Genomic DNA, 20,586 nt, shown 5'->3' with positions numbered 1-20,586 from the left:
CCAAATGCAACACTTTCTGAAAGGCGCCCTCGTCGCCGGTGCCGTGGCCCTGTCGATGGGCGTGGCCCATGCCGACCTCGCCCCGCTGAATTCGGACAGCGAGCCGAACCGGATGGACTGGTCCGAGCTGGACGCCAAGTTCGGCCCGCTGCCCGCCATCCCCGCCGGGACCAAGGTCGGCGGCGTCTCCAAGACGCTGACCAACGAATACTGGCGCTCGCTGGGCCAGGGTTACCAGAATGTCGCCGACAAGCTGGGCATCACGCTGGTCTATCAGGCCGCCGCAAACGAAGGCGACCAGCTCGGGCAGCTTTCGATCGCCGAGGACCTGATCAACCAGGGCTTCAAGGCGCTGCTCTTCTCGCCCCAGACCGACGCCAACCTGATCCCGGCGGTGGAAAAGGCCAAGGCCGCCGGCATCCCGGTGCTGAACGTCAATGACGCGGTGATCCCGACGGCCGAGCATTATGTCGGCAACGTGCAGAAGGGCAACGGCGTCAACGTCGCCAAATGGTTCATCGAGAACCGCAAGGATGGCGGCAAGGTCGCCGTGATCGAGGGCCAGCCCGGCGTTTACGCCGCTGGCCAGCGCACCGCGGGCTTTACCGAGACCATCAAGGCCGCCGGCAAGTTCGATGTCGTGGCCTCGGTCCCCGCCAACTGGAGCCGTGAGGAGGCCTTCAACGCCGCCACCACCATCCTGCAGCAATACCCCGACCTGATCGGCTTTTATGCCAACAACGACGGCATGGCGCTTGGCGTGGTCGAGGCGGTGAAGGCGGCCGGCAAGAAAGACCAGGTCGCGGTCTTCGGCACCGACGGCATCTCGGACGCCTATGCCGCGATCAAGGCCGGCGATCTGACCGGCACCGTCGACAGCTTTCCGGTGCTGACCGGCGAGATCGCGATGGAAGTCTCGCTGCGTCTGATGGCCGGGCAGGATCTGCCGCGCGTGGTGGCAACGCCGCAAGCCCTGATCACCAAGGACAACCTCGCGACCTATGCCACGACCGACATGGCCGCCCTGCGCGCCGCCCTGCTGAAGTGATCTGACCCTCTGGCCTGCCCGGACCGCTCCCCCGGGCAGGCCTTTTCAATGGAATGAGATCATGACCCGCCTTTCCCTGACTGACGTGCAAAAGTCCTTCGGCGCGACCAAGGTTCTGCACGGCGTTGCACTGACCGTTCAGCCCGGCGAGGTCCACGGGCTGCTGGGCGAGAATGGTGCCGGCAAATCGACGATGCTGAACATCCTCTCCGGCGTCCTGCGGGCCGATGCGGGCCGGATCGAGGTGGATGGCGTCCCGGTTCACATCGCCTCGCCCCGCGATGCCACCGCGGCGGGAATTGCGATGATCCATCAGGAACTGCAACAGGTGCCTGAACTGACGGTGGCGCAGAACATCTTCCTTGGCCATGCCCTGCGCAAGGGCCCCTTCGTCGCCTGCGCCGCGCAAGAGGCAGAGGCCGCGCGCCTTCTGGCGACGCTCGACCCCGGCATCGATGTGAAGGCCCCGATCCGCACCCTGCGCGTTGCCCAGCGCCAGATCGTCGAGATCGCCAAGGCCTTGCGCGCCAATGCGAAAATCATTGCGATGGACGAGCCGACCTCCTCCCTCACCCCGTCCGAGTTCGAAAAGCTTGTGGCGGTGATCGCCAAGCTTTCGGCGCAGGGCGTGTCGATCATCTATGTCAGCCACAAGATGGACGAGGTGTTCCGGGTCTGCCAATCGGCCACGATCCTGCGCGACGGCCGCCTGATCACCCGGGTGCCGATCCCCGCCACCCCGGTCGCGCAGGTGATCGAGCTGATGGTGGGCCGCGAACTGGCCCATGCCACGCATCATTCCTTTGCCACCGACCGGGCCATCCTGAAGGTCACGGGCCTTGGCCGCGGTGAGGCGGTGAAGGACGCGAGTTTCCAACTGCTCGCCGGTGAGGTTCTGGGCATCGCGGGCCTCGTCGGCTCTGGCCGGACCGAGCTGATGCGGCTGATCGCCGGGGTGGATGCCGCCGATGCGGGCCAGGTCGAGATCCACGGCAAGATCATCGCCGCCGGCCCGCGCGCCCGCATCAAGGCCGGTCTCGGCCTCGTGCCCGAAGAGCGCAAGCGCGACGGCATCGTGCGGCACCGCCCGGTCACTAGCAACATCGGCCTGCCCGCCATGCGCGCCTTCTCGCGCTTTGGCCTGATCCGCAAGGCCGCCCTGAAGGCCCGGTCCGAAGCCTTGATGCGCGAGGTCAACCTGCGCCCCTTCGACGTGAACAAGCCGATCGGCGCCTTTTCCGGCGGCAACCAGCAGAAGGCCATCATCGGGCGCTGGCTTGCGGCGGGAACCGAGGTCTTCCTCTTCGACGAACCGACCCGCGGCATCGACGTGGGCGCCAAGGCCGAGATCTACGACCTGATCGAGCGTCTGGCCAAGGAGGGCAAGGCCGTCCTCTTCGTCTCTTCCGAACTGCCCGAGGTCATCCGCCTGGCCGACCGCGTCCTGGTCATGCGCGAGGGGCGCATCAGCGCCACCCTGGGCCAGGGCCATATCACCGAGGCGAACATCGCCCGCCATGCCATCCCATCCACCTGAGGTTCCCATGTCTGGACTTTTCAAAAGCATCCGCTTCCGTGATGCGGGCACTCTGATCGGGCTGATCCTGATTTCGGTGGTGTTCGCCTCGATGTCCGCCACTTTCCTGACCGCGCCCAACCTGCTGAACATCCTGCAGCAATCCTCGATCAACGCCTGTATCGCGCTGGGGATGACCCTGGTCATCATCTCGGGCGGGATCGACCTGTCGGTCGGGCCGGTGGCGGCGCTGACCGCCATCCTCGGGGCCGCGATGATGGTGGCCGGGGTGCCGGTGCCGCTGGCGCTTCTGGGCGCTTTGGCGGTCGGGGCGGCGTGCGGCTTCGTCAATGGCGCGCTGATCGCCTGGGGCGGGCTGCAGCCCTTCATCGTCACCCTGGGCGGCCTGTCGCTTTACCGCGCGCTGGCGCTGATCTACACCGGCGGCCAGCCGATCTTCGGCCTGCCGGACAGTTTCCGCGCCCTGACCAATGGCACGCTGGGCGGCGTTCCGACCCCCGTCCTCATCGTGGGCACGCTGGCGGTCCTGGCCTGGGTGATCCTGAACAAGACCCCGCTGGGCGAGTATTTCATGGCCGTCGGCGGCAATCCCGAGGCCGCCCGCATCGCCGGCGTGCCGGTGGTCCTGACCAAGATCAGCGCCTACATGATCTCGGGCTTCATGGCTGCGGTCGCCGCCATGATCCTGATCGGAAGGCTCGGCGCCGCCGAACCCACCATGGGCACGCTCTGGGAGCTTGACGCGATTGCCGCCTCGGCGATCGGCGGCGCCAGCCTGATGGGCGGGCGCGGATCGATCCCCGGCACGCTGATTGGCTGCATCATACTGGGGACGCTGCGCAACGGCCTGACACTTCTGAACGTCCAGGCCTTCTACCAATTGCTTGCCACCGGTATCATCATCATTGTCGCCATGCTGATCGACAAGTTCGCATCGGGCGCGGGTGGTGGGAAATAGGGGCAATGCATGAGTGATCCACGGGCTATCGGGGCGCAAATCCGGACGAAACTGCCAAGCCTGACGCCTTTGGAGGGCAAGGTGGCCGCCGACATCCTGGCCCGCAAGGACATCGACGAGACCACACCCCTGCGCGAGATCGCCCTGAAATCCGCGGTCTCCGAGGCGATGGTGGTCAAGGTGGCCAAGAAGCTCGGCTTCGACGGGTTCCGCGATTTCCGCCAGGGTCTGGTCGATTACTACCGTCTGGATTCCGCCAACCTCCATGCCGAGATCGCGGCGGCCGACACGGCGGGCGAGATCGTCCAGAAAGTGTTTCGCACCGCGATGCAGGCGCTGGAGGAGACCTTCGCCATCCTGGATCTGGAGGCTTTCGAGCGCGCCGCCGACTATCTGGCCCGCGCCCGACAGCGCGATTTCTACGGCCTCGGCGGATCGGCGCAGATCGCCCGCGATGTCAGCCACAAGTTCCTCCGCATCGGCATCCGCACCTCGGTCTTTGACGATGCGCATATGATGATGATGTCGGCGGCCCTGCTTGGGCCGGATGACGTGGCGGTGGCCTTCTCGCATTCCGGCTCCACCGCGGCGGTGCTGGATGCGGCCGAGATGGCCCGCAGGAATGGCGCCCGCACCATTGCCGTCACCAATTATCCCGAAAGCCCGCTGGCCAAGATGGTCGACGTGGTCCTCTGCTCCACCGCGCAGAACTCGCCCCTTCTGGGCGAGAATGCCACGGCCCGGATCGCCCAGCTGAACCTGCTCGACGCCCTTTTCGTCGTCGTGGCCCAGCGCAACCGCAAGGCCGCCGACACCAACCTTGACCGCACCATGCGCGCCGTGCAGTCCAAACGCAGATTGTGAGAATGTCATGCCCACCGCCCAGCCTACCGACCTGCCCATCGTTCTGACCGTCGGAAGCCTGCACTATGACATCGTGGTCGAGGCCGACCATCTGCCGCGCAAGGATGAAACGGCGATCGGCAGCCGCTGGTATCCGAAGTTCGGCGGCAAGGGCGGCAATCAGGCGGCTGCGGCGGCCAAGGCGGGGGTGCAAAGCCGGATGGTCGGCGCCGTGGGGGCCGATGATTTCGGCGCCTTCCTGCGGGCGAACCTGACCAAGGCCGCGGTGGATGACCGCCATATCGCGACCGTGCCCGGTGTCGGCTCGGGGATGAGCGTGGCCATCCAGGACGGCGCGGGCGATTACGCCGCCACCATCGTCTCGGGCGCCAATCTGCACATCGTGCCCGCGACCCTGGCGGATGCGGCGCTGTGGCAGGGGGTCAAGGTGCTGGTCCTGCAGAACGAGGTGCCCGAGGCCGTCAACCTCGCCGCCGCAAGCGAGGCCCGGCAGCGCGGGATCCCGACCGTGCTGAACGCCGCCCCCTACCGCGACCTCGGCGCCGCTTTCCGCCGTCTGGTCGATGTGCTGGTGGTCAACGCGGTCGAGGCCGAGATGATGGGCGCCGCACAGGTCTGCTGTCTGCACAGCGCCGCCGATGCCGCCAGGGTGCTTGCCGATCAGTTCGAAACCGTGATCGTGACCGCCGGCAGCAAGGGCCTGGCCGCCTTCGGCGCGCATGACGAAAGCCTGCAACTGCCCGCCGAAAAGGTCGAGGTGGTCAGCAGCCACGGCGCGGGCGATTCCTTCATCGGCACCCTGGCCGCCGCGCTGGCCCGTGGCGCCGGGCTGGAACAGGCCTGCCGCGCCGCCTCCACCGCCGCGGCCCGGCATGTGGCCGGGCTTTAGGGCTGCGGGCTTGTTTTCCTGAGATTCCGTTGCAGGGTTGCGGTGTAAACGAGATCCGCCTCCACGACGGCCAAGACGCGCCGGGGATTGCGCTTTGCCGGCACACAAGTCTTTTCCGCAAGACCCGGCTATTCGGTCAGGGTGACATCCGCGGCCAGGCTGTGCTCCACGATCAATTTGGCGTTTTCCAGATCGTTGTCGCGCGCCCGCTTTCGCGCCGCCGCGGGGTCCAGCCCATGCTCGGTCCAGCGCCGCACCAGCCGCCGTTCCAGCTCTGGCATGGCCACGCTGAGAAAGATGGTCAGGTCGTAAAGCGGCCGCAACTGCGCCCAGGGCTGCTGATCCAGCAGCAGGTAATTCCCCTCGAGCAGCAGCAGCGGCGTCGCCTGCGCGATCAGCCGCCCTCCCGCGCGCGAGATTTCGAGTCTGCGGTCAAAGACCGGCACGGCGATCTCGGCCTCGGTGTTCTGCTTCAGTCGCGCCAGAAGCGAGGCCATGCCGCCCACGTCAAAGGTGAAGGGCGCGCCCTTGCGTTGCAGGGTGCCGCGCTCTTTCAGCACCGCATCGTCATAGTGGAACCCGTCCATCGGCACGATCGCTGCGAAACCGGGGCGGCGCTGGTTCAGCACGCGCGCCAGATGGTCGCTGAGCGCGGATTTGCCGCTGCCCGGCGCACCGGCGATGGCGACGATCCGGCGGCCCTTCAGGGCGAAGAGCCGCTCGACCAGCGCCGCGGCTGCCGGATTGTCCGACCACGGGCTGACCCCGGCCGTGGCGCTCACCCTGGCTGTCATGCCTGTGCGTCGCCATCCTTGCGGCAAAGCCAGGTGACGATATTGGTCATCAGGGTGCCGTACTGCGGCCAGGCCAGAAAGGCCTGCGACAGCCAATGCGGGCCGATGTCGGTGGACCAGATCAGGCTGCGGCCCGCGCCATGGCGGCGGGTGGCAAGCAGGGGCCAGGTCTTGTCGCGATAGTTGCAGACCGCCAGCAGGGTCGAAGCCTCGTCGCCGCGAAACGCCAGCTTGTTGAGGCCGAGGATCGGCGGCAGCGGCTCCGTGATGCCGGCCAGGATCGGGTGGGTCGAGTCAAGCACCTGGGCCGCAAGCCCCTCTGGCACCTCCAGCCCGTCGCTGTAGGGCTGGCACAGCACCGGCAGAACATCCTCCACCGCGGTATCGGCAAAGCGCGCGGTGCCGAACATGCCCTGAAAGCCCATATAGCCGCCCGCCAGCATCAGGCCACCGCCGCCCGCGACAAAGTCTTTCAGCAATTCCAGACGGTTGGGGCCGACCTTGCCGCTGCGGGCATCCGGGGTGACCAGAAGGGTCAAGGCCCCGACATCAGACAGGATCACCGCATCATAGGCGGCCAATTCCTCCATCCGGCGGGGAAAATCCGCGCCGCAATGCTCGCCGCCGATCTGCGTCACCGCAATTCCCGCCGCCGCCAGGGCCGCATTGAAGGCCAGCGCCCCATTCGACCAGGTGGCACTGGTGATCGTATCACCCCCCGCCGCAACGGTGGAGGTGGCCAGAAACGTCTCGCCCGCCAGCAGCACTTTCATCTAAGCCCAGCCCTTTTCCTTCGGTTGAAATCGAGGGGCCGGCATGGCCAGCCCCTCCGGGTCGCATCATCAGAACTTGAACTCTTTCAGGTTCGCCGGGGTGACGATCTTGGCCGGCCCCAGGACCAGCTCGCCATCCTTGCCGATGGTGTAATCGCCCAGACGCCCGGCCGCGAACTTCTCGCCCTCCTTGCCGGTGATCTTGCACTGCGCCAGCGCCTGGGCGGTCTGATAGGTCAGATAGCCAAGGTCGGTCACATTCCACCAGATATCCTGCGCCGAGCCGTCCGAGATGTACTTCGCGATCAGCGTGGCGGGGGCGAGGCCGGTCAGCTTGACCTTGCCCATCATGCCGGCTTCCTCGAGCGCGCGGGCGGCGGCGGGCAGGCCGATGCCGGCCGGCACGATGATCGCCTTGAGGTCGGGGAAGGCCTGGACCAGCGCCAGCGCCTGCTGCTGGTTGACCTGCTCGCTTTCCTCGCCATAGGCGACCTGCACCAGCTTCAGCTTGGCGAATTTCGGCTCAGAAGCCATCTTGGCCTTCATGAAGTCGATCCAGGCGTTCTGGTTGGTCGCGGTCGGGGTCGAGGAGAGGATGGCAAACTCGCCCTCGCCGCCGGTCAGATCGAAGGCGCTTTCCAGCATCATCTCGGCCAGGCTGTCGCCCTTGACTTGGTTGACGAAGACCGCCCGCGCATCATGCGCCACGTCCGAGTCGTAAGAGATGACGCGGACGCCCTGCTGGATGGCGCGCTTCAGCGCGGGGGCGACGGCATTGGAATCATTGGCAGAAATCGCGATCACGCCAACCTTTTGCGACACGAGGCTGTTGATGAACTCGATCTGGGCTTCGGCGGTGGCCTGCGAGGGCGCCACCTGGATCACCTCGCCGCCGATCTCCTTGGCGGCTTCTTCGGCGCCCTGTTTGGCGACCTGGAAATAGGGGTCGGTGTCAAGCTTCGGCAGGAAGCCGACCTTGACCGGCGCGGTTGCGCATTCCTGGGCAAAGGCGAAAGGGGCTGCAACAAACATCACGGCAGACGTGAGCAGGGCAATCTTGAGCGATTTCATGGTTTCCTCCACTGATTTCGGGCTTCCAAGCAGGGCCCCGAATTTACCCCTTGGTTCCGCGCAAGGAGCGCGATCTGTTCAGACGCTCTTGGGCAGAGCGCCAGTAATTCCCGAAGAGAAGCGAGCCGATCAGCAGCAGGCCGATGATCATGCCCTGCGCATCGCCGCCGATCTGGTTCAGCGCCAGCACGTTGCGGATCACCGCGATCAGCACCAGCGCCAAGAGAACGCCGGTCAGCTTGCCCTTGCCGCCAAAGACCGAAATCCCGCCGAGCAGCACGATGGTGATGACATCCAGCTCCATCCCCAGCGCATTGTTGGCCCGCGCATTGGACAGCCGCGCGGTGTAGACGATCCCCGCAATCCCCGCCACGACGCCCGAGATGATGAAGAGCCGCAGGATCATCGCCCGGGTGTTGATGCCTGAATAGCGCGCCACCTCGGGACTGCCGCCGATCGCATAGATGCGCTTGCCGATCGGCATCTTCTGCAGGGCAAAGGCGAAGATCGGGGCCAGGACCAGGAAGGGCAGGATCGTCAGGGGGATCTGCGTGCCCGGCACATTGTCGATGCCGAAATTGACCACGGCATCGGGCAGGATATTGACCGAGCCGCTGCCCAGAAGGATGTAGCCGACCCCACGGTAAAGCGCCATGGTGCCCAGCGTGACGACCAGCGACTGCAGGCCGAAGGCGGTGACCAGATAGCCGTTCAACGCCCCCAGCAGACCGCCCGCCACCAGCGTCAGCGGGATCGCAGCCAAGGTCGGCACCCCCGCCTGAACCAACAGACCGAAGACCACCGAGGTCAGCGCGAGCATCGAGGCGACCGAAAGGTCGATCTCGCGCGTGATGATCAGCAGGGCCATCGGCAGGATCAGCAGGGCCTTTTCCGAGGCGCTCGCCGCCAGCTGCGACAGGTTGAAGCCGGAGACGAAGTTGGGCACGAAAATCGCGGCATAAAGCAGCACCACAAGGCAGGCGCTGGCCAGGAGCATGTCCCAGAAGTCGAGTTTGCGCAGGAATGTCATCCGATTTTCCTTTCCCGCGCCTTCTGCGCCCGCCGGACGATGAAGGCGTCAATCCCGACGGTGACGAGGATCACGAGGCCGTAAACACCCTGCAGCCACAAGGGATCGACCCGGACCAGCGTCAGCCCGTTCTTGATGATCAACAGGGTGAAGACGCCCAGGACGATGCCCAGCAAGGTCCCCGCCCCGCCGCGGATCGCCACCCCGCCCACCACGGCGGAGGCGATCACCGTCAGTTCGAACCCCAGCGCCACGCGGGCATCGACCGTGGCATAGCGTGACGCCCAAAGCGCGCCGCACAGACCGCCGAGAAGGCCCGCAATCGCAAAGGCGGTCACGATCCGGCGGTCCGCCGGAATGCCGATCAGCCGCGCGCCATCGGGGTTCGACCCGGTGGCGAACAACTCGCGCCCGGTGGCGGTGCGGTACAGGAACACATAGCCCGCCGCCAGGATCGCCGCCGCGATCACCACGATGAAGGGGATGCCGGCAATCCGCAGGCTGGTCATCGCCAGCCACCGCGTCGTCACCTCATCGGCGCTGACCTGATTGCCCGCCGCCCAGATCGAGTTGAAACCGCGAAAGATCGACATCGAGGCGAGGGTGACGACAATCGCCGGGATCTTGCCCTTGGTCACCACCAAGCCATTGATCAACCCGGCCACCAGCCCGACACCGCAGGCCGTCGCAAGCCCGACCACAAGGTCCAGCCCCGGATAGGCCTGCACCATGCTCGCCGCCATATAGGCCGCAAGCCCGATCACGGCGGCAATCGACAGGTCGATGTTGCGGGTGATCAGCACCAGCATCTGCGCCAGCGCCGCCACGATGACCAGCGCCGCATCCATCGACACGGCGGTGATATTGGCGCCGCTGATCATCCGCGGGTTGAGGATCGTCACCGGAACGGCAATGGCCAGCATCGCCGCCACCAGACCAATCTCCCTCCGCTTCAGAAAGGCGAAGGGCCCCTTCTCCGGCGCGGCCTGGGCGAGTTCGATCGCGTGGCTTTCCTGCTCGCTGCTTTTGGTGGCGGCCTCCAGCACCTTTTCCTGCGTCGCCTCGCTCCGCGCAAACTCGGCCGTCTTGCGGCCTTCGCGCAGAACCACGATGCGGTCGCAATTCCCGATCAGTTCCGGCATCTCCGAGGAGATGAGCAGGATCGCCATGCCGCCTCGCGCCAGATCGGCGATCATCGCATGGACCTCGGCCTTGGTGCCCACGTCGATGCCTTGCGTCGGCTCGTCCAGGATCAGGATGCGCGGGCCGGAGCGCAGCCATTTCGCCAGCACGACCTTTTGCTGATTGCCGCCCGACAACTGGTTGACCGGCTGGTCATAGCCGGCAAAGCGCAGCTTCATCCGCTCCAGCCAGCCCGACACCAGGCTGATGGCCTTCTCGGTCCGGTAGATCCCGCCCGGCGCCGCCGCATCGAGGCTGGGCAGCACCGCATTGTCGAGGATGGAGAAATCCATCACCAGGCTTTGCCCCATCCGGTCTTCCGAGACATAGGCGATCCCCGCCTCCATCGCGGCCTTGGCCGAACCGATGCGCGTCACCTGCCCCTCGATCAGGATCTCGCCCGCATCGGGCTGATCGATGCCAAAGAGGGCGCGGGCGATCTCGGTCCGACCGGAGCCAACGAGGCCGCCCAACCCCACCACCTCGCCCGCGCGCAATTGCAGGTCGATCCCGGCGAAAGCGCCCTTGCGCGACAGGCCGCGGGTTTCCAGCATCTTCTTGCCGGGTGCAGCGCTGCGTTCGGGGTAAAGGTCGGTGACCTCGCGCCCCACCATCATCGAGATCGCCGCCGCCCGCCCCAGTTCGGCCTTGGGATGCACGCCGATCAGGCGACCGTCGCGCAGAACCGCGATGCGGTCGGCAATGCGGAAAATCTCGTCCATCCGGTGCCCGACGAACATCATCGCCACACCATGCTGGCGCAGATCCTGAACCACGGCGAACAGCCGCTCCACCTCGCGCTGCGACAGGGCGGCGGTGGGTTCGTCCATGATGAGCACGCGGGCATCGAGCGAGAGGGCGCGGGCAATCTCCACCAGCTGCTGTTCGGAAATCCGCAACCGGCCGAGCGGCACATCCGCCCGCACCTCCAGACCCACGGTTTCCAGAACCCGGCGCGCGCCGGCGATCATCGCGGCATTGTCGATCCCGCCAAAGCGGTCGCGCGGCATATGGCCGATGTAGATATTCTCGGCCACCGAAAGATCGGGAAACAGGCCCGGATGCTGGTGCATGACCGCCACCCCCGCCGCCTGCGCATCATGGGGCGAGCGGAAGGTGACCGGTCTGCCGTCGATCAGCACGCCGCCCTCGCTGGGCGCATGGACCCCGGCCAGAAGCTTCACACACGTGCTCTTGCCCGCGCCGTTCTCCCCCAGCAGGGCCAGAACCTCGCCCCGCCGCAGGTCGAACGTCGCATCGCGCAGCGCGACCGTGCCGCCAAACACCTTGGTGACATGCGCCAATGCGATCGGCGCAACCTGATCCGCGGCAGCCAGACCAGCCGCGCCAACACCCAGATCCATCAGCGAGATATCTCCTCCCAGAGGTATTTCTTTTTTCAATTTGCTATAAGAACACATATTGGATTGCAACTGAAAATTTGACATCGCCCTGTCGGACAGGCAGTGTCTGGCCGAAGGGCGCCAAGGCGCCGACTTGCCAAGGGCAGCGCCAAAAGGTCGAAAAAATGCCCGGCAAGGATGGGGAGATGGCGGCTTGAAAGGAAAAGGCAGCAATTCCAGCATTCTGCGCCGCTATAACGAGCGCTTCGTCCTTGATGCGCTGCGCCGCATGAAAGAGGCGTCGAAGTCCGACCTGGCCCGAGCCGCCCATCTGACGCCAGCGGCCGTGGCGGTGATCGTCGATGGGCTGGAAGCCTCTGGTTTCGTAAAGCAAGTTGGAAAAAGGTTCGGACAGCGCGGAACCCCGTCAACGCTCTACCGCCTGACGCCCGAGCGGATCTACAGCGTCGGCATCAAGATCGGCCGTCGCGCGCTGGAGGCCGTCCTCGTCGATTTCGCCGGAGAGATCCGCGCCCGCGAATCGCACGAATACCGCTATCCCGACCCCGATCTGGTGCGGAAGGCCGGCAATACCGTGCTCGACAACTTCACCCGCATCGTGGGCAGTCTCGGCGATGCGACGATTGTCGGCCTCGGCATCGCATCGCCCTATTTTCTTGGCCTGTGGAGCGATGAGCTCGGCTTTCCCGAAGACCTTGGCGCGCGGTGGGAGGCGATTGACCTCACGACCTTCTTCGCCCTCGACGCCAAGACGCCGGTCTTCGTCGAAAATGATGCGACCTCGGCGGCGCTGGCGGAATTGCTGCAGGGCACGGGCCAGCGCTTCAGCGATTTCATGCATGTCTCGATCGACACTTTCATCGGCGGCGGGCTGGTGCAGGGCGGCAAGATCAACGCCGGCCCGCATGGCAACAGCGCGGCCCTCGGCCCCCTGCCCGTCTCGCCCTCACGGCTCGATTCGGTGGCGGCCCCTGCCGGGCGCTATCAAAGCCTGCTGCACCGCGCTTCGATCTATGTTCTGGTCAACCATCTGAAATCGCGCGGGATCGAGATCACCCGCGTGCGCGAACTTGACCCGATGCCGCCCGATGCCCAGGGCCCGGTCTATGAATGGGTCGAGGATTGCGCCAATGCCCTGGCCGAGGCGATCATCGCCATCACCGCCGTGATCGACCTTGAGGCGATCATCCTGGACAGCATCCTGCCGCGCGCCATCCACCACGAGCTTCACGCCCGCGTCCAGGCGCAGTTCAACCAGATCAGCGCGGTCGGCATCGTGGCGCCGGCCATCGTCTGCGGCCAGTTCGGGCCGGATGCCTCGCCGATCGGCGCGGCGATGCTGCCGCTGTCGGCGCTTTTCGCGCCCGACAGCGGTGTTCTGATGATCGGCAAGGAGCGCACCAACCTCGTCGGCAGCCTGTCGACCCAGCCGGGCTGAGGCCGCTTACCAGACGGTGAAGCCACCATCGACCGCGACAATTGCCCCGGTCATCAGGCTCGCGGCTTCCGAGGCGAGGAAGAGGACGACTGAAGCCACCTCATCCGCCTGCCCCATCCGCCCCATCGGCGTGTCGTTCAGCCAGATCGGAATTCGCGGCGCGTTTTCCGGAATGGCGGTGACGAGCGGCGTCTCGATATAGGTCGGCGCCACCGCATTCACCCGCACCCCGCGCCCCGACCATTCCCCGGCAAGCGACCGCGTCAGGTGATGCACCGCGGCTTTCGAGACGTTGTAGGCCGTCTGTGGTTGCGGCCGGTTGGCGATGGTGCCCGACATCGACCCCATGTTGACGATGGAGCCCTTGCCCGCCGCCACCATGTGCTTGCCGAAGGCCCGCGCGCACCAGAAGACGCCGTTCAGGTTGACATCCATCATCCAGAGCCAGTCGGCATCGCCGAGGTCTTTGGAATCAATGCCGCTTTTGCCGACGCCCGCGTTGTTCACCAGGATCGTCGCCGGGGTGCCGCGCGCCGCCAGGTCGTCGGCGCAGGCGGTGATGCGGGCGGCGTCGCGGACATCGGCCTGCATCGCCTCGGCGCGAAAGCCCTTGGCCTGCAGCGCCACAACCGCCGCCTCGGCAATCGCCAGATCCGGCTCGATCAGGACCAGATGGGCCCCCGCCTCGCCCAAAGCCTCGGCGCAGGCATAGCCGATGCCACGCCCGCCCCCGGTGATGACGGCAACCTGCCCATCGACGCGAAACCTTTGCAGATACATGGGATTTCCTTTGGATCAGATGTCAAAAGAGGCGGGCAGGATGATGACATCCCGCACGGTCACGGTGCGCGGGCGGGTCAGGATGAAGGCCACCGCCTCGGCAATCTCCGACGCTTCCATCAGCGCGCCATCGGCCTTGGCCTTGGCCAGACGCTCGGGCAGCCAGTCCTTCAGAAGCGCGGTTTCCACCGGGCCGGGCGAGACTTCGGCCACGCGGATCTTGTGCTTGATCAGCTGCCGCCGCACCGTCGCGACAAAGGCCGTCACCGCATGTTTGGAGGCGGTATAGATCGGCTCCCACACCACCGGCGTATGCCCGGCGATCGAGGAGGTGCAGATGATATCGCCCGTGCCCCGCTCGATCATGTGCGGGATGACCGCCTGCACCGTGCGGAAGACCGCGTTGATGTTGAGGTAAAGCATCCGGTCCCAGGTGTCCGGATCGTCCAGCCAGATCTCCCCCGCGACATAGGCCCCGGCATTGGCGTGGAACACGTCCAGATGCCCGGTCTTGGCAAGGATCGCCGGCATCATCCCGTTGATGCTGGCGGGCGAAAGCAGATCCACCACGACCGGCACCGCCATCGGCCCCATCTCGGCGCAGATCTTCGCCAGAGCAGCCTCGTCCCGGTCGATCAGCACGACCTTGGCGCCGCCCGCCAGATAGCGCTTCACGCAGGCGAGGCCGATGCCGGATGCCGCGCCGGTGATGGCGATGATCTTGCCGTCCAAATCTTTCGTCATGTCGTCTCCTTCAGGCTGAGGTTGGTCGGGCCTGCGCCGCATGGCAGGCCTGATGATAGGGGGCCAAAGCGGCATCCACCGCCGCGATGAGAAGCTCTTGCGGGTCGAATGCCGCATCGGCAAAGCGGGTGAACTGCGGCAGATGCTGGCGCAACAGGGTGACCGGCAGGTGTTGCCCGGCCAGCGCCTCGGTCAGCCGCTGCACCATGCGCTGCGCCGCGGGCCGGTTCCAATAATAGCGGATACGGTCGGAATAGGAGTAGTGCCGCAGCACGCGCTGTTCGGCCGCCGTCCCCGGATAATGGCGCTGCCAGTCGCCGGGATCGGCGCGCATCAGGGCCTCCATCGCCGCCTTCAGCGGGCGGTCGCCGTAACCGGGCAGAAGGTCGCTGGCGATCAGGTCCAGCCCATAAAGCGCCTCGCGCAGCACGAAGGTCAGCTCCGGCCCGACCTTCAGGATCGCAAAGCCATCCTCGACCAAAGCGCGAAGCGGGGCCGCGCCCTGATAGTCGGTCGAATGGGCCTCGAAGATCAGGGGCAGGTCGTTGAGGATGCCACTCAGCGCCTTGGCCCGGCTGCGGTCATAAAGGATGACATTGGCATTGCCGAATTCGACCCCCGGCTGCACGACAAGGCCGATGGCCCGGGCGAAGGCTTCGAAAAGCCCGGCGCGGGCAAAGGTCTCGCGGTGGACGGCATAGGTCTGCCGCGCCGCCTCGGGCGCGGTCGGGGCGATCTGCGACAGGACATGGTCGGCGCCCCCGGGTGGCGGGACCTCGGTGCCGATGATGTAAAGCGGCGGGGGATGGCCGGCCTCGGCGGCGGCGGCTTCGGCGGCAGCGGCCAGCCGGGCGGCGCGGGCGGCGGTGGTGGCATCGTCCAGCGCCTCGGGCTCGCCCAGACAACCCATCGAGGCATCCAGATGCAGCTTGCCAAAACCCGCCGCCGCATAGGCACGGATCATCGCAACCGCCTGCGCCATCGCGGCTTCGGCAGGCTCCTTCCGCCAGGGATTGGGGCCCAGGTGATCACCGCCGAGGATCAGGAGGCCCTTCGGCAGCGCCTCCTCCCCTGCGATGCGGCGGACGAGGGTGGCGAAATCGGCGGGGGTCATGCCGGTATAGCCGCCCAGATGGTTGACTTGGTTGCAGGTCGCCTCGATCAGCACCGGGGTGCGATGGGCCGCGGCACGGCGAAGTGCGGCGCGCAAGACCACGGGATGCGCCGAACAGACCGAGGTGACGCCAAAGGTCTGCCCCTTGCGATGCGCGGCGGCGAGGGTGGTCAGTACCTGCATCACGCGGCCCTCGGCGTGGCGGCGATGAAGGCGTCAAGCTCCGCCCTGGTGCCGGCGCCCTCCATCGGGCCAAGCCGCGTGACGTTGCGGGCACCCGCGGCATTGGCATAGGTCAGCGCCGCCTCCGGCATCATCCCGAGGCGGCGACAAGCGACATAGGCGCCGCCAAAGCAATCGCCGGCCCCGGTCGGGTCTACCTCGGTCACCTTGAAGGCCGGCAGGTCGATCCGCGCGCCATCCGCGCCAAAATAGCTTGCGCCCGCAGCGCCACGCTTCAGCACGATCTCGCCCAAACCGCGCGCGAAGAGGGCAGCGATGGCCTCCGCCTCCCCCGCGACCCCGGCGGCCAGGAACAGCTCGTCACCCGATGGCAACATGAGGTTGGATTTCCCGACCACCCGCGCCAGCCTGTCACGCATCTCCGCACCCGACAGCAATTCCTTGCGCAGGTTCGGGTCGAGCGAGACGCTGCCACCCCGCGCCCGCACCATCGGGATCGCCTCCTCCAGCATCGACCAGAGATGCGGAATGGCAAAGGCCGAGCCCATCACATGCAGATGCCCGGCCCGCGCCAGTAGATCCCGCGCCTGCGGCGTCAGGCTGACCAGCCCTGCGGCGGATCGGGCGATGTTGAAGACGAAATCCCGCGCGCCATCGGGCCGGTAGCGGACAAAGGCGCTGCCGGTCGGATGATCGGCCAGCACCGCCACCGCCGAGACATCGGCGCCGTCCTCGCGCAAGCGGTTCAGGTTCAGCCGCCCGAAGTCGTCATCGCCCACCGCGGCGATGATCCCGGCCGAGCCGCCGATGCGGGCGCATTGGTCGATGAAGATCGCCGGCGCACCACTGGGAAACGGGCCGATCAGCGGGATGGGCGCCAGAAAGCCAAGGCCCGGCGCGGTGGCCATGATCTCCACCAGGATCTCGCCGATGGTCACGGTCGGCCCCAATGCGTCCGGAGCCAGGGCGCCAAGGGAGTCGCTTGCGGACATGATTGCCCATCCTCTCACCGGCCAGCGGCCATTAACGCTGCGATGCAGAACAAATTGCTGCGCCAGCCAAGAGAATTGCCGCGTTTGCACTGGTTCGGAATCATCCATCTCGTGATTATCGAGATGATTTCCGAATTGCTACCGATATTTGTTTTCTACCGCAACATATCTGTTGGCTTTTCCGCCTCAACCGGGGCTTCCGCCTCGGCCAGCCGGTCACTTTCCAAGGACAGGAAGCGCTGGTGCAACATGCAGGCCGCGCCATAGGCGGCACCGGACTCCGGCCCTTCGGCGACGGAGATCGCCGGCAGGCACGGGCTGTCGTCGTGAAAACTGCGCAGATGGGTCAGCACGCGGGCGGAGACCAGGGGATAAAGCGCCGCGACCGAGCCGCCCAGCACCACCGTATCGGCATCGATCACCCGGCAGACCTGCGACAGGGCAAAGGCTAGGGCACGGGCCCAATCCTCGGCGATCACCACGGCGCCCGGCTCGCGGTCGCGCACATCCTGCAACAGATCGGACAGATCGGCCTCAGCGCGTCGGGTCAGGGCGCGGTAGCGTTCCAACAGCCGCGACAGTCCGATCTGCTCCTCCAGCGTGCTGGAAGTGTCGAGCCCCATGCGCAGATGGCCGATCTCGCCGGCAAGGCCCGCGCCGCCGCGAAACAGCCGGCCGTTGATCAGGATGCCGCCGCCGACCCCGCTTTCCATATTCACCAGCAGGGTGACACCACTGCTCGCCACGCTGCGCCCATAGGTGGCGCCGATGGCAAAGGCATTGGCGTCATTCTCGGCCATAACAGGCAGGGCAAAAGGCAAGGCCTGCCGCGCGAGGCTGGCCAGATCAACATCGCGCCAGCCCAGAAGCGGGGCAAGGCGGATCATCCCCCTGCGATCCATCTGCGAGGGGGTCGCAATGCCCAACCCCGCGCAGCGCCTCAGATTTTCCAGCGACATCGCCTCGAAAGCCAGATGCAGCGCCTGCGACAGCGCGGTTTCCACCCCCGCCGCCTTGCTGTCGAAGGGCACCTGCAACGACCGGGTGACCCGCGCGGCAAGGTCCAGTTCGACGACCGAGATATGTTCCACCCCGATCTCCAGCCCCAGAAAGCAGACCGCTTCCGGCACCAGTTCCAACAGGATTCCCGGCCGCCCGGCGCGACCCGCGCTGCGCGGACCGTCATCCTCGACCTCGCGCACCAGGCCCTCTTCCAGCAGATCGAGGATGATATTGCCCGAGGACGACCGGTTCATCCGCAACTCGCGCGCCAGATCGGCGCGGCTCAGGCGGGGCTGCACCAACAGGGCCCGCAGCACGGCCAATTCGTTGCGCTGCCGGACCCGACCCGGCGTAGGCCTGCCGGTCTGGGCATTCTGGACGATCTGGGCAAGGTCTGACACGTCTTCCCCTCTTGGCAACAGGCTTTGTAAATCAGCCTCCGCCGCCGCAGGCAACGCCCTTTTGCCTAGGGACGGGCATTGGTGGTGCGGCGACGCTGCGCTTCGTCGCGTTTCAGGTCGATGAAGGCCTTGGCATGACGGGCGAGGGGCAGCTGCTCGGTCCAAGTGTCGCGCCAGATGGCGCAGGCCAGCGAAAGGCTCTCGTCCACCACCGCGGTCGAGAAGGATTCAAAGGTGATGTCGCGGGCATAATCGATGTCGAGCAGCGCATCGAAGATCAGATCGAACTTGATGGTTCCGTCGCCAAGATAGCCCCGATTGCTTTCGCCGATATGGAAATAGCCGAGCTTGTCGCCCGCCAGACGCAGGGCCGCGGCGGGATTGGCCTCTTCGATGTTCATATGGAAGGTATCAAGATGCAGCCGGACATGGTCCGATCCGGTCTGCGCAATGAAATCCAGCCCCTGCGCCGTGGTGTTCAAGAGGTTGGTTTCAAAGCGATTTACCACCTCCAACACCAGATCGACCCCGGCAGCCTTGGCAAGATCCGCCGTCTTGGCGATCGCGGCCACGCTGTTCTTGCGGCCCCGGTCGGTCGGCGCGCGGTTGTATTTGGTATGGGCAGAATACAGAATCCCGCCCAGTTTCGAGCCGCCGATATCGCGGACCGCCGCCACGGCCGAGGCCAGCATCGCCTCTCCCGCCCGCACGGATTCCGGGTCTTCGGCAGAAACATCGGCGGACAGCGGCAGGCCCATCGTCACCGCGATATCGAGATCCAGCGCCTTGGCGCGCCGGGCCAAGGCGTCAAGATCGAACTTTTCCGGCCGCAGATAGGCCAGTTCGATCAGCCGATAGCCGCACTCGGCCGATTGCTCCATCGCCCGCTCCAATCCCTCCTGCGTGGTGCCGGCGGTCCAGACAAAGGAGTGGATTCCAAGGCGATTCATGATCTTCTTCCCCAGTTGGATCAAATATGTTGTTTCAACATACAAATATCAGAAGCCCAATCCTGTCAAGCTGGCTCTCCACCCTTCGCAACAGCTTTCATGGGCCGGAATCCGCCATAATCATCCAATTTTGGGCCAAAAGCGACAAATGGGCCTGAGGTCCATCGGCGCGATTTTGAATCCACATTGACTTTTTCGTGATACCCCATAATTTGTTATGGAAAGAAACATAATTGCTGACCCATCGCAGACAAGAATCGGGCAGGTCGTAGGGGACGTTTGGGGCGCAAAGATCCCGGTGCGAAGAGGCCGGATCGGACAGCCTGGCTTCAGGGGGGAATCATGAAAGCTAACCTGCGGATCGTTCCGGATTACGAAGTCATCCTGTGCCCACCGACCGAAAGTTTCCGTTGGTTTACGCATGATTACCCGATCTCGCTGGCCAAGTGGCACTACCATCCGGAATATGAGCTGCACCTGACCCGCTCGACCCAGGGCATCATGATGGTGGGCGATTATCTGGGGGATTTCGAGCCCGGCTGCCTGGTCCTGACCGGCCCCAATGTGCCGCACAACTGGGTCAGCAACATCACCCCCGGCGAGGTGATCAAGAATCGCGACATGCTGATCCAGTTCTCCGCGGAATGGGCCGAAAAGGTCGCGGGATTCTGCCCCGAGCTGGCCAGCCTGCGCGGATTGTTCGACGACGCGGCCTATGGCGTGCTGTTCGAAGGCGCCACCTCGCTTGCCGGGCAGCGCCTTCTGGCCGAGATCGGCCGGGCGCGCGGGGCGGACCGCGTGCTCTTGTTCCTCCGCCTGATGGAGGCGCTGGCCCAGAACCCTGCCGAGCGTCGCCGCCTGTCGCGCCGCAACCCCGATGCGGTGGCCGACCTGCCGGCAGAGCTCGATTCCGCCATGCGCTTCATGATGGAAAACTATGCCGACGCGATCGACCTCGCCACGGTGGCCGATCAATGCGGCCTGGCGCCCCAGGCCTTCTCGCGGCTGTTCAAGCGTCAGACCGGGCACACCTTCGCCCGCTACCTGATTCTGACCCGGGTCTATGCGGCCTGCACGCTTCTGACCCAAAGCCACCAGTCGATCACCGACATCTGCTTTGAGGTTGGCTTCAACAACATCGCCAATTTCAACCGGCAGTTCTTCAAGGTCTGCGGCCGCACGCCCTCGGAATACCGGCGCAGCGCGCAGAAGATCGGCACCGACGCCCGCATCGACCCGTTCCGTGAAATGCGCGACGCCGTGGTGGCAGGCGGAAAAGTATAGGTCGCCTGCAAACCGCGCGTGGCGGGGTCAGGACAGCTCGCATAACCTCCTTGAACGCCGTCGGATCCTGGGCCTGAGACCGGAAAGCCCTTCATCCGCATGGTGAAACCAGACTGCGACCGTGGGAGGAAACCATCGGGCGGCGGGTCTGGGTTGCCAGCCCTGTGGTCCCGCATGGCCGCCGGGCA

18 protein-coding genes are annotated in these 20,586 nt (G+C 65.7%); 7 read left to right on the top strand and 11 right to left on the bottom strand.

Going from position 1 to position 20,586, the window contains the following annotated elements:
* Nucleotides 1-4 precede the first annotated feature (4 nt).
* The 5 genes from AC1DZT_RS18335 to AC1DZT_RS18315 all read left to right on the top strand — a co-directional run bounded on the left by AC1DZT_RS18335 (nt 5) and on the right by AC1DZT_RS18315 (nt 5,296).
* Complete coding sequence (locus AC1DZT_RS18335; protein WP_478008093.1) at nt 5-1,048, top strand: sugar ABC transporter substrate-binding protein; 1,044 nt, start codon at nt 5-7, stop codon at nt 1,046-1,048.
* Nucleotides 1,049-1,109: 61 nt separating this feature from the next.
* The gene (locus AC1DZT_RS18330) at nt 1,110-2,585 is read left to right on the top strand and encodes a sugar ABC transporter ATP-binding protein (protein ID WP_478008092.1); all 1,476 of its coding nucleotides are present in this window, start codon (nt 1,110-1,112) and stop codon (nt 2,583-2,585) included.
* A 7-nt stretch (nt 2,586-2,592) separates the two neighbouring features.
* Nucleotides 2,593-3,543 (top strand): ABC transporter permease, encoded by a 951-nt coding sequence (locus AC1DZT_RS18325; RefSeq protein WP_478008091.1) that lies wholly within the window; start codon nt 2,593-2,595, stop codon nt 3,541-3,543.
* A 9-nt stretch (nt 3,544-3,552) separates the two neighbouring features.
* Nucleotides 3,553-4,407, top strand: a complete 855-nt coding sequence (locus tag AC1DZT_RS18320) for a MurR/RpiR family transcriptional regulator (RefSeq protein ID WP_478008090.1) — start codon at nt 3,553-3,555, stop codon at nt 4,405-4,407.
* Between the two features lie 7 nt (nt 4,408-4,414).
* Nucleotides 4,415-5,296, top strand: coding sequence for a PfkB family carbohydrate kinase (locus AC1DZT_RS18315; RefSeq protein ID WP_478008089.1), 882 nt, complete (start codon nt 4,415-4,417; stop codon nt 5,294-5,296).
* A 128-nt stretch (nt 5,297-5,424) separates the two neighbouring features.
* Here AC1DZT_RS18315 and AC1DZT_RS18310 read toward each other — a convergent pair whose 3' ends face one another.
* From AC1DZT_RS18310 to AC1DZT_RS18290, 5 genes are all read right to left on the bottom strand, one after another.
* Complete coding sequence (locus AC1DZT_RS18310) at nt 5,425-6,090, bottom strand: nucleoside/nucleotide kinase family protein (protein WP_478008088.1); 666 nt, start codon at nt 6,088-6,090, stop codon at nt 5,425-5,427.
* A complete protein-coding gene (locus AC1DZT_RS18305) occupies nt 6,087-6,863 on the bottom strand; it encodes a glutamine amidotransferase (RefSeq protein ID WP_478008087.1) in 777 nt (258 codons plus the stop codon). The genes AC1DZT_RS18310 and AC1DZT_RS18305 overlap by 4 nt, the downstream gene beginning before the upstream one ends.
* A gap of 69 nt (nt 6,864-6,932) precedes the next feature.
* Nucleotides 6,933-7,934 carry a rhamnose ABC transporter substrate-binding protein gene (locus AC1DZT_RS18300; protein WP_478008086.1) on the bottom strand — a complete coding sequence of 334 codons (1,002 nt, stop codon included), beginning with the start codon at nt 7,932-7,934 and terminating at the stop codon, nt 6,933-6,935.
* Nucleotides 7,935-7,977: 43 nt separating this feature from the next.
* Nucleotides 7,978-8,964, bottom strand: a complete 987-nt coding sequence (locus AC1DZT_RS18295; RefSeq protein WP_478008085.1) for an ABC transporter permease — start codon at nt 8,962-8,964, stop codon at nt 7,978-7,980.
* Nucleotides 8,961-11,510 (bottom strand): ATP-binding cassette domain-containing protein, encoded by a 2,550-nt coding sequence (locus AC1DZT_RS18290; RefSeq protein ID WP_478008084.1) that lies wholly within the window; start codon nt 11,508-11,510, stop codon nt 8,961-8,963. Before AC1DZT_RS18290 ends, AC1DZT_RS18295 begins: the two co-directional genes overlap by 4 nt.
* Before the next feature lie 193 nt (nt 11,511-11,703).
* On the opposite strand from AC1DZT_RS18290, the gene AC1DZT_RS18285 reads away from it, so the two are divergent.
* Nucleotides 11,704-12,948 (top strand): ROK family transcriptional regulator, encoded by a 1,245-nt coding sequence (locus AC1DZT_RS18285; protein WP_478008083.1) that lies wholly within the window; start codon nt 11,704-11,706, stop codon nt 12,946-12,948.
* 6 nt (nt 12,949-12,954) lie between these two features.
* On the opposite strand, the gene AC1DZT_RS18280 is transcribed toward AC1DZT_RS18285, so the two are convergent.
* The 6 genes from AC1DZT_RS18280 to AC1DZT_RS18255 form a co-directional block, all read right to left on the bottom strand.
* Nucleotides 12,955-13,728, bottom strand: a complete 774-nt coding sequence (locus AC1DZT_RS18280; protein ID WP_478008082.1) for an SDR family NAD(P)-dependent oxidoreductase — start codon at nt 13,726-13,728, stop codon at nt 12,955-12,957.
* A gap of 15 nt (nt 13,729-13,743) precedes the next feature.
* Nucleotides 13,744-14,472 (bottom strand): SDR family oxidoreductase, encoded by a 729-nt coding sequence (locus AC1DZT_RS18275; protein ID WP_478008081.1) that lies wholly within the window; start codon nt 14,470-14,472, stop codon nt 13,744-13,746.
* Nucleotides 14,473-14,482: 10 nt separating this feature from the next.
* Nucleotides 14,483-15,769, bottom strand: coding sequence for a D-tagatose-bisphosphate aldolase, class II, non-catalytic subunit (locus tag AC1DZT_RS18270; RefSeq protein WP_478008080.1), 1,287 nt, complete (start codon nt 15,767-15,769; stop codon nt 14,483-14,485).
* Nucleotides 15,769-16,761 carry a tagatose kinase gene (locus AC1DZT_RS18265; RefSeq protein ID WP_478008079.1) on the bottom strand — a complete coding sequence of 331 codons (993 nt, stop codon included), beginning with the start codon at nt 16,759-16,761 and terminating at the stop codon, nt 15,769-15,771. Before AC1DZT_RS18265 ends, AC1DZT_RS18270 begins: the two co-directional genes overlap by 1 nt.
* Before the next feature lie 155 nt (nt 16,762-16,916).
* Complete coding sequence (locus AC1DZT_RS18260; protein WP_478008078.1) at nt 16,917-18,164, bottom strand: ROK family transcriptional regulator; 1,248 nt, start codon at nt 18,162-18,164, stop codon at nt 16,917-16,919.
* A 65-nt stretch (nt 18,165-18,229) separates the two neighbouring features.
* Nucleotides 18,230-19,114, bottom strand: coding sequence for a sugar phosphate isomerase/epimerase family protein (locus tag AC1DZT_RS18255; RefSeq protein WP_478008077.1), 885 nt, complete (start codon nt 19,112-19,114; stop codon nt 18,230-18,232).
* 342 nt (nt 19,115-19,456) lie between these two features.
* On the opposite strand from AC1DZT_RS18255, the gene AC1DZT_RS18250 reads away from it, so the two are divergent.
* Nucleotides 19,457-20,398 (top strand): AraC family transcriptional regulator, encoded by a 942-nt coding sequence (locus AC1DZT_RS18250; RefSeq protein WP_478008076.1) that lies wholly within the window; start codon nt 19,457-19,459, stop codon nt 20,396-20,398.
* Nucleotides 20,399-20,586 lie beyond the last annotated feature (188 nt).

The sequence above is a fragment of the Rhodobacter sp. P1_C2 genome, from assembly GCF_056406375.1.
The sequence above is the reverse complement of the archived record's forward strand: the minus strand, read 5'-3'. Positions and strand labels throughout refer to the sequence as shown.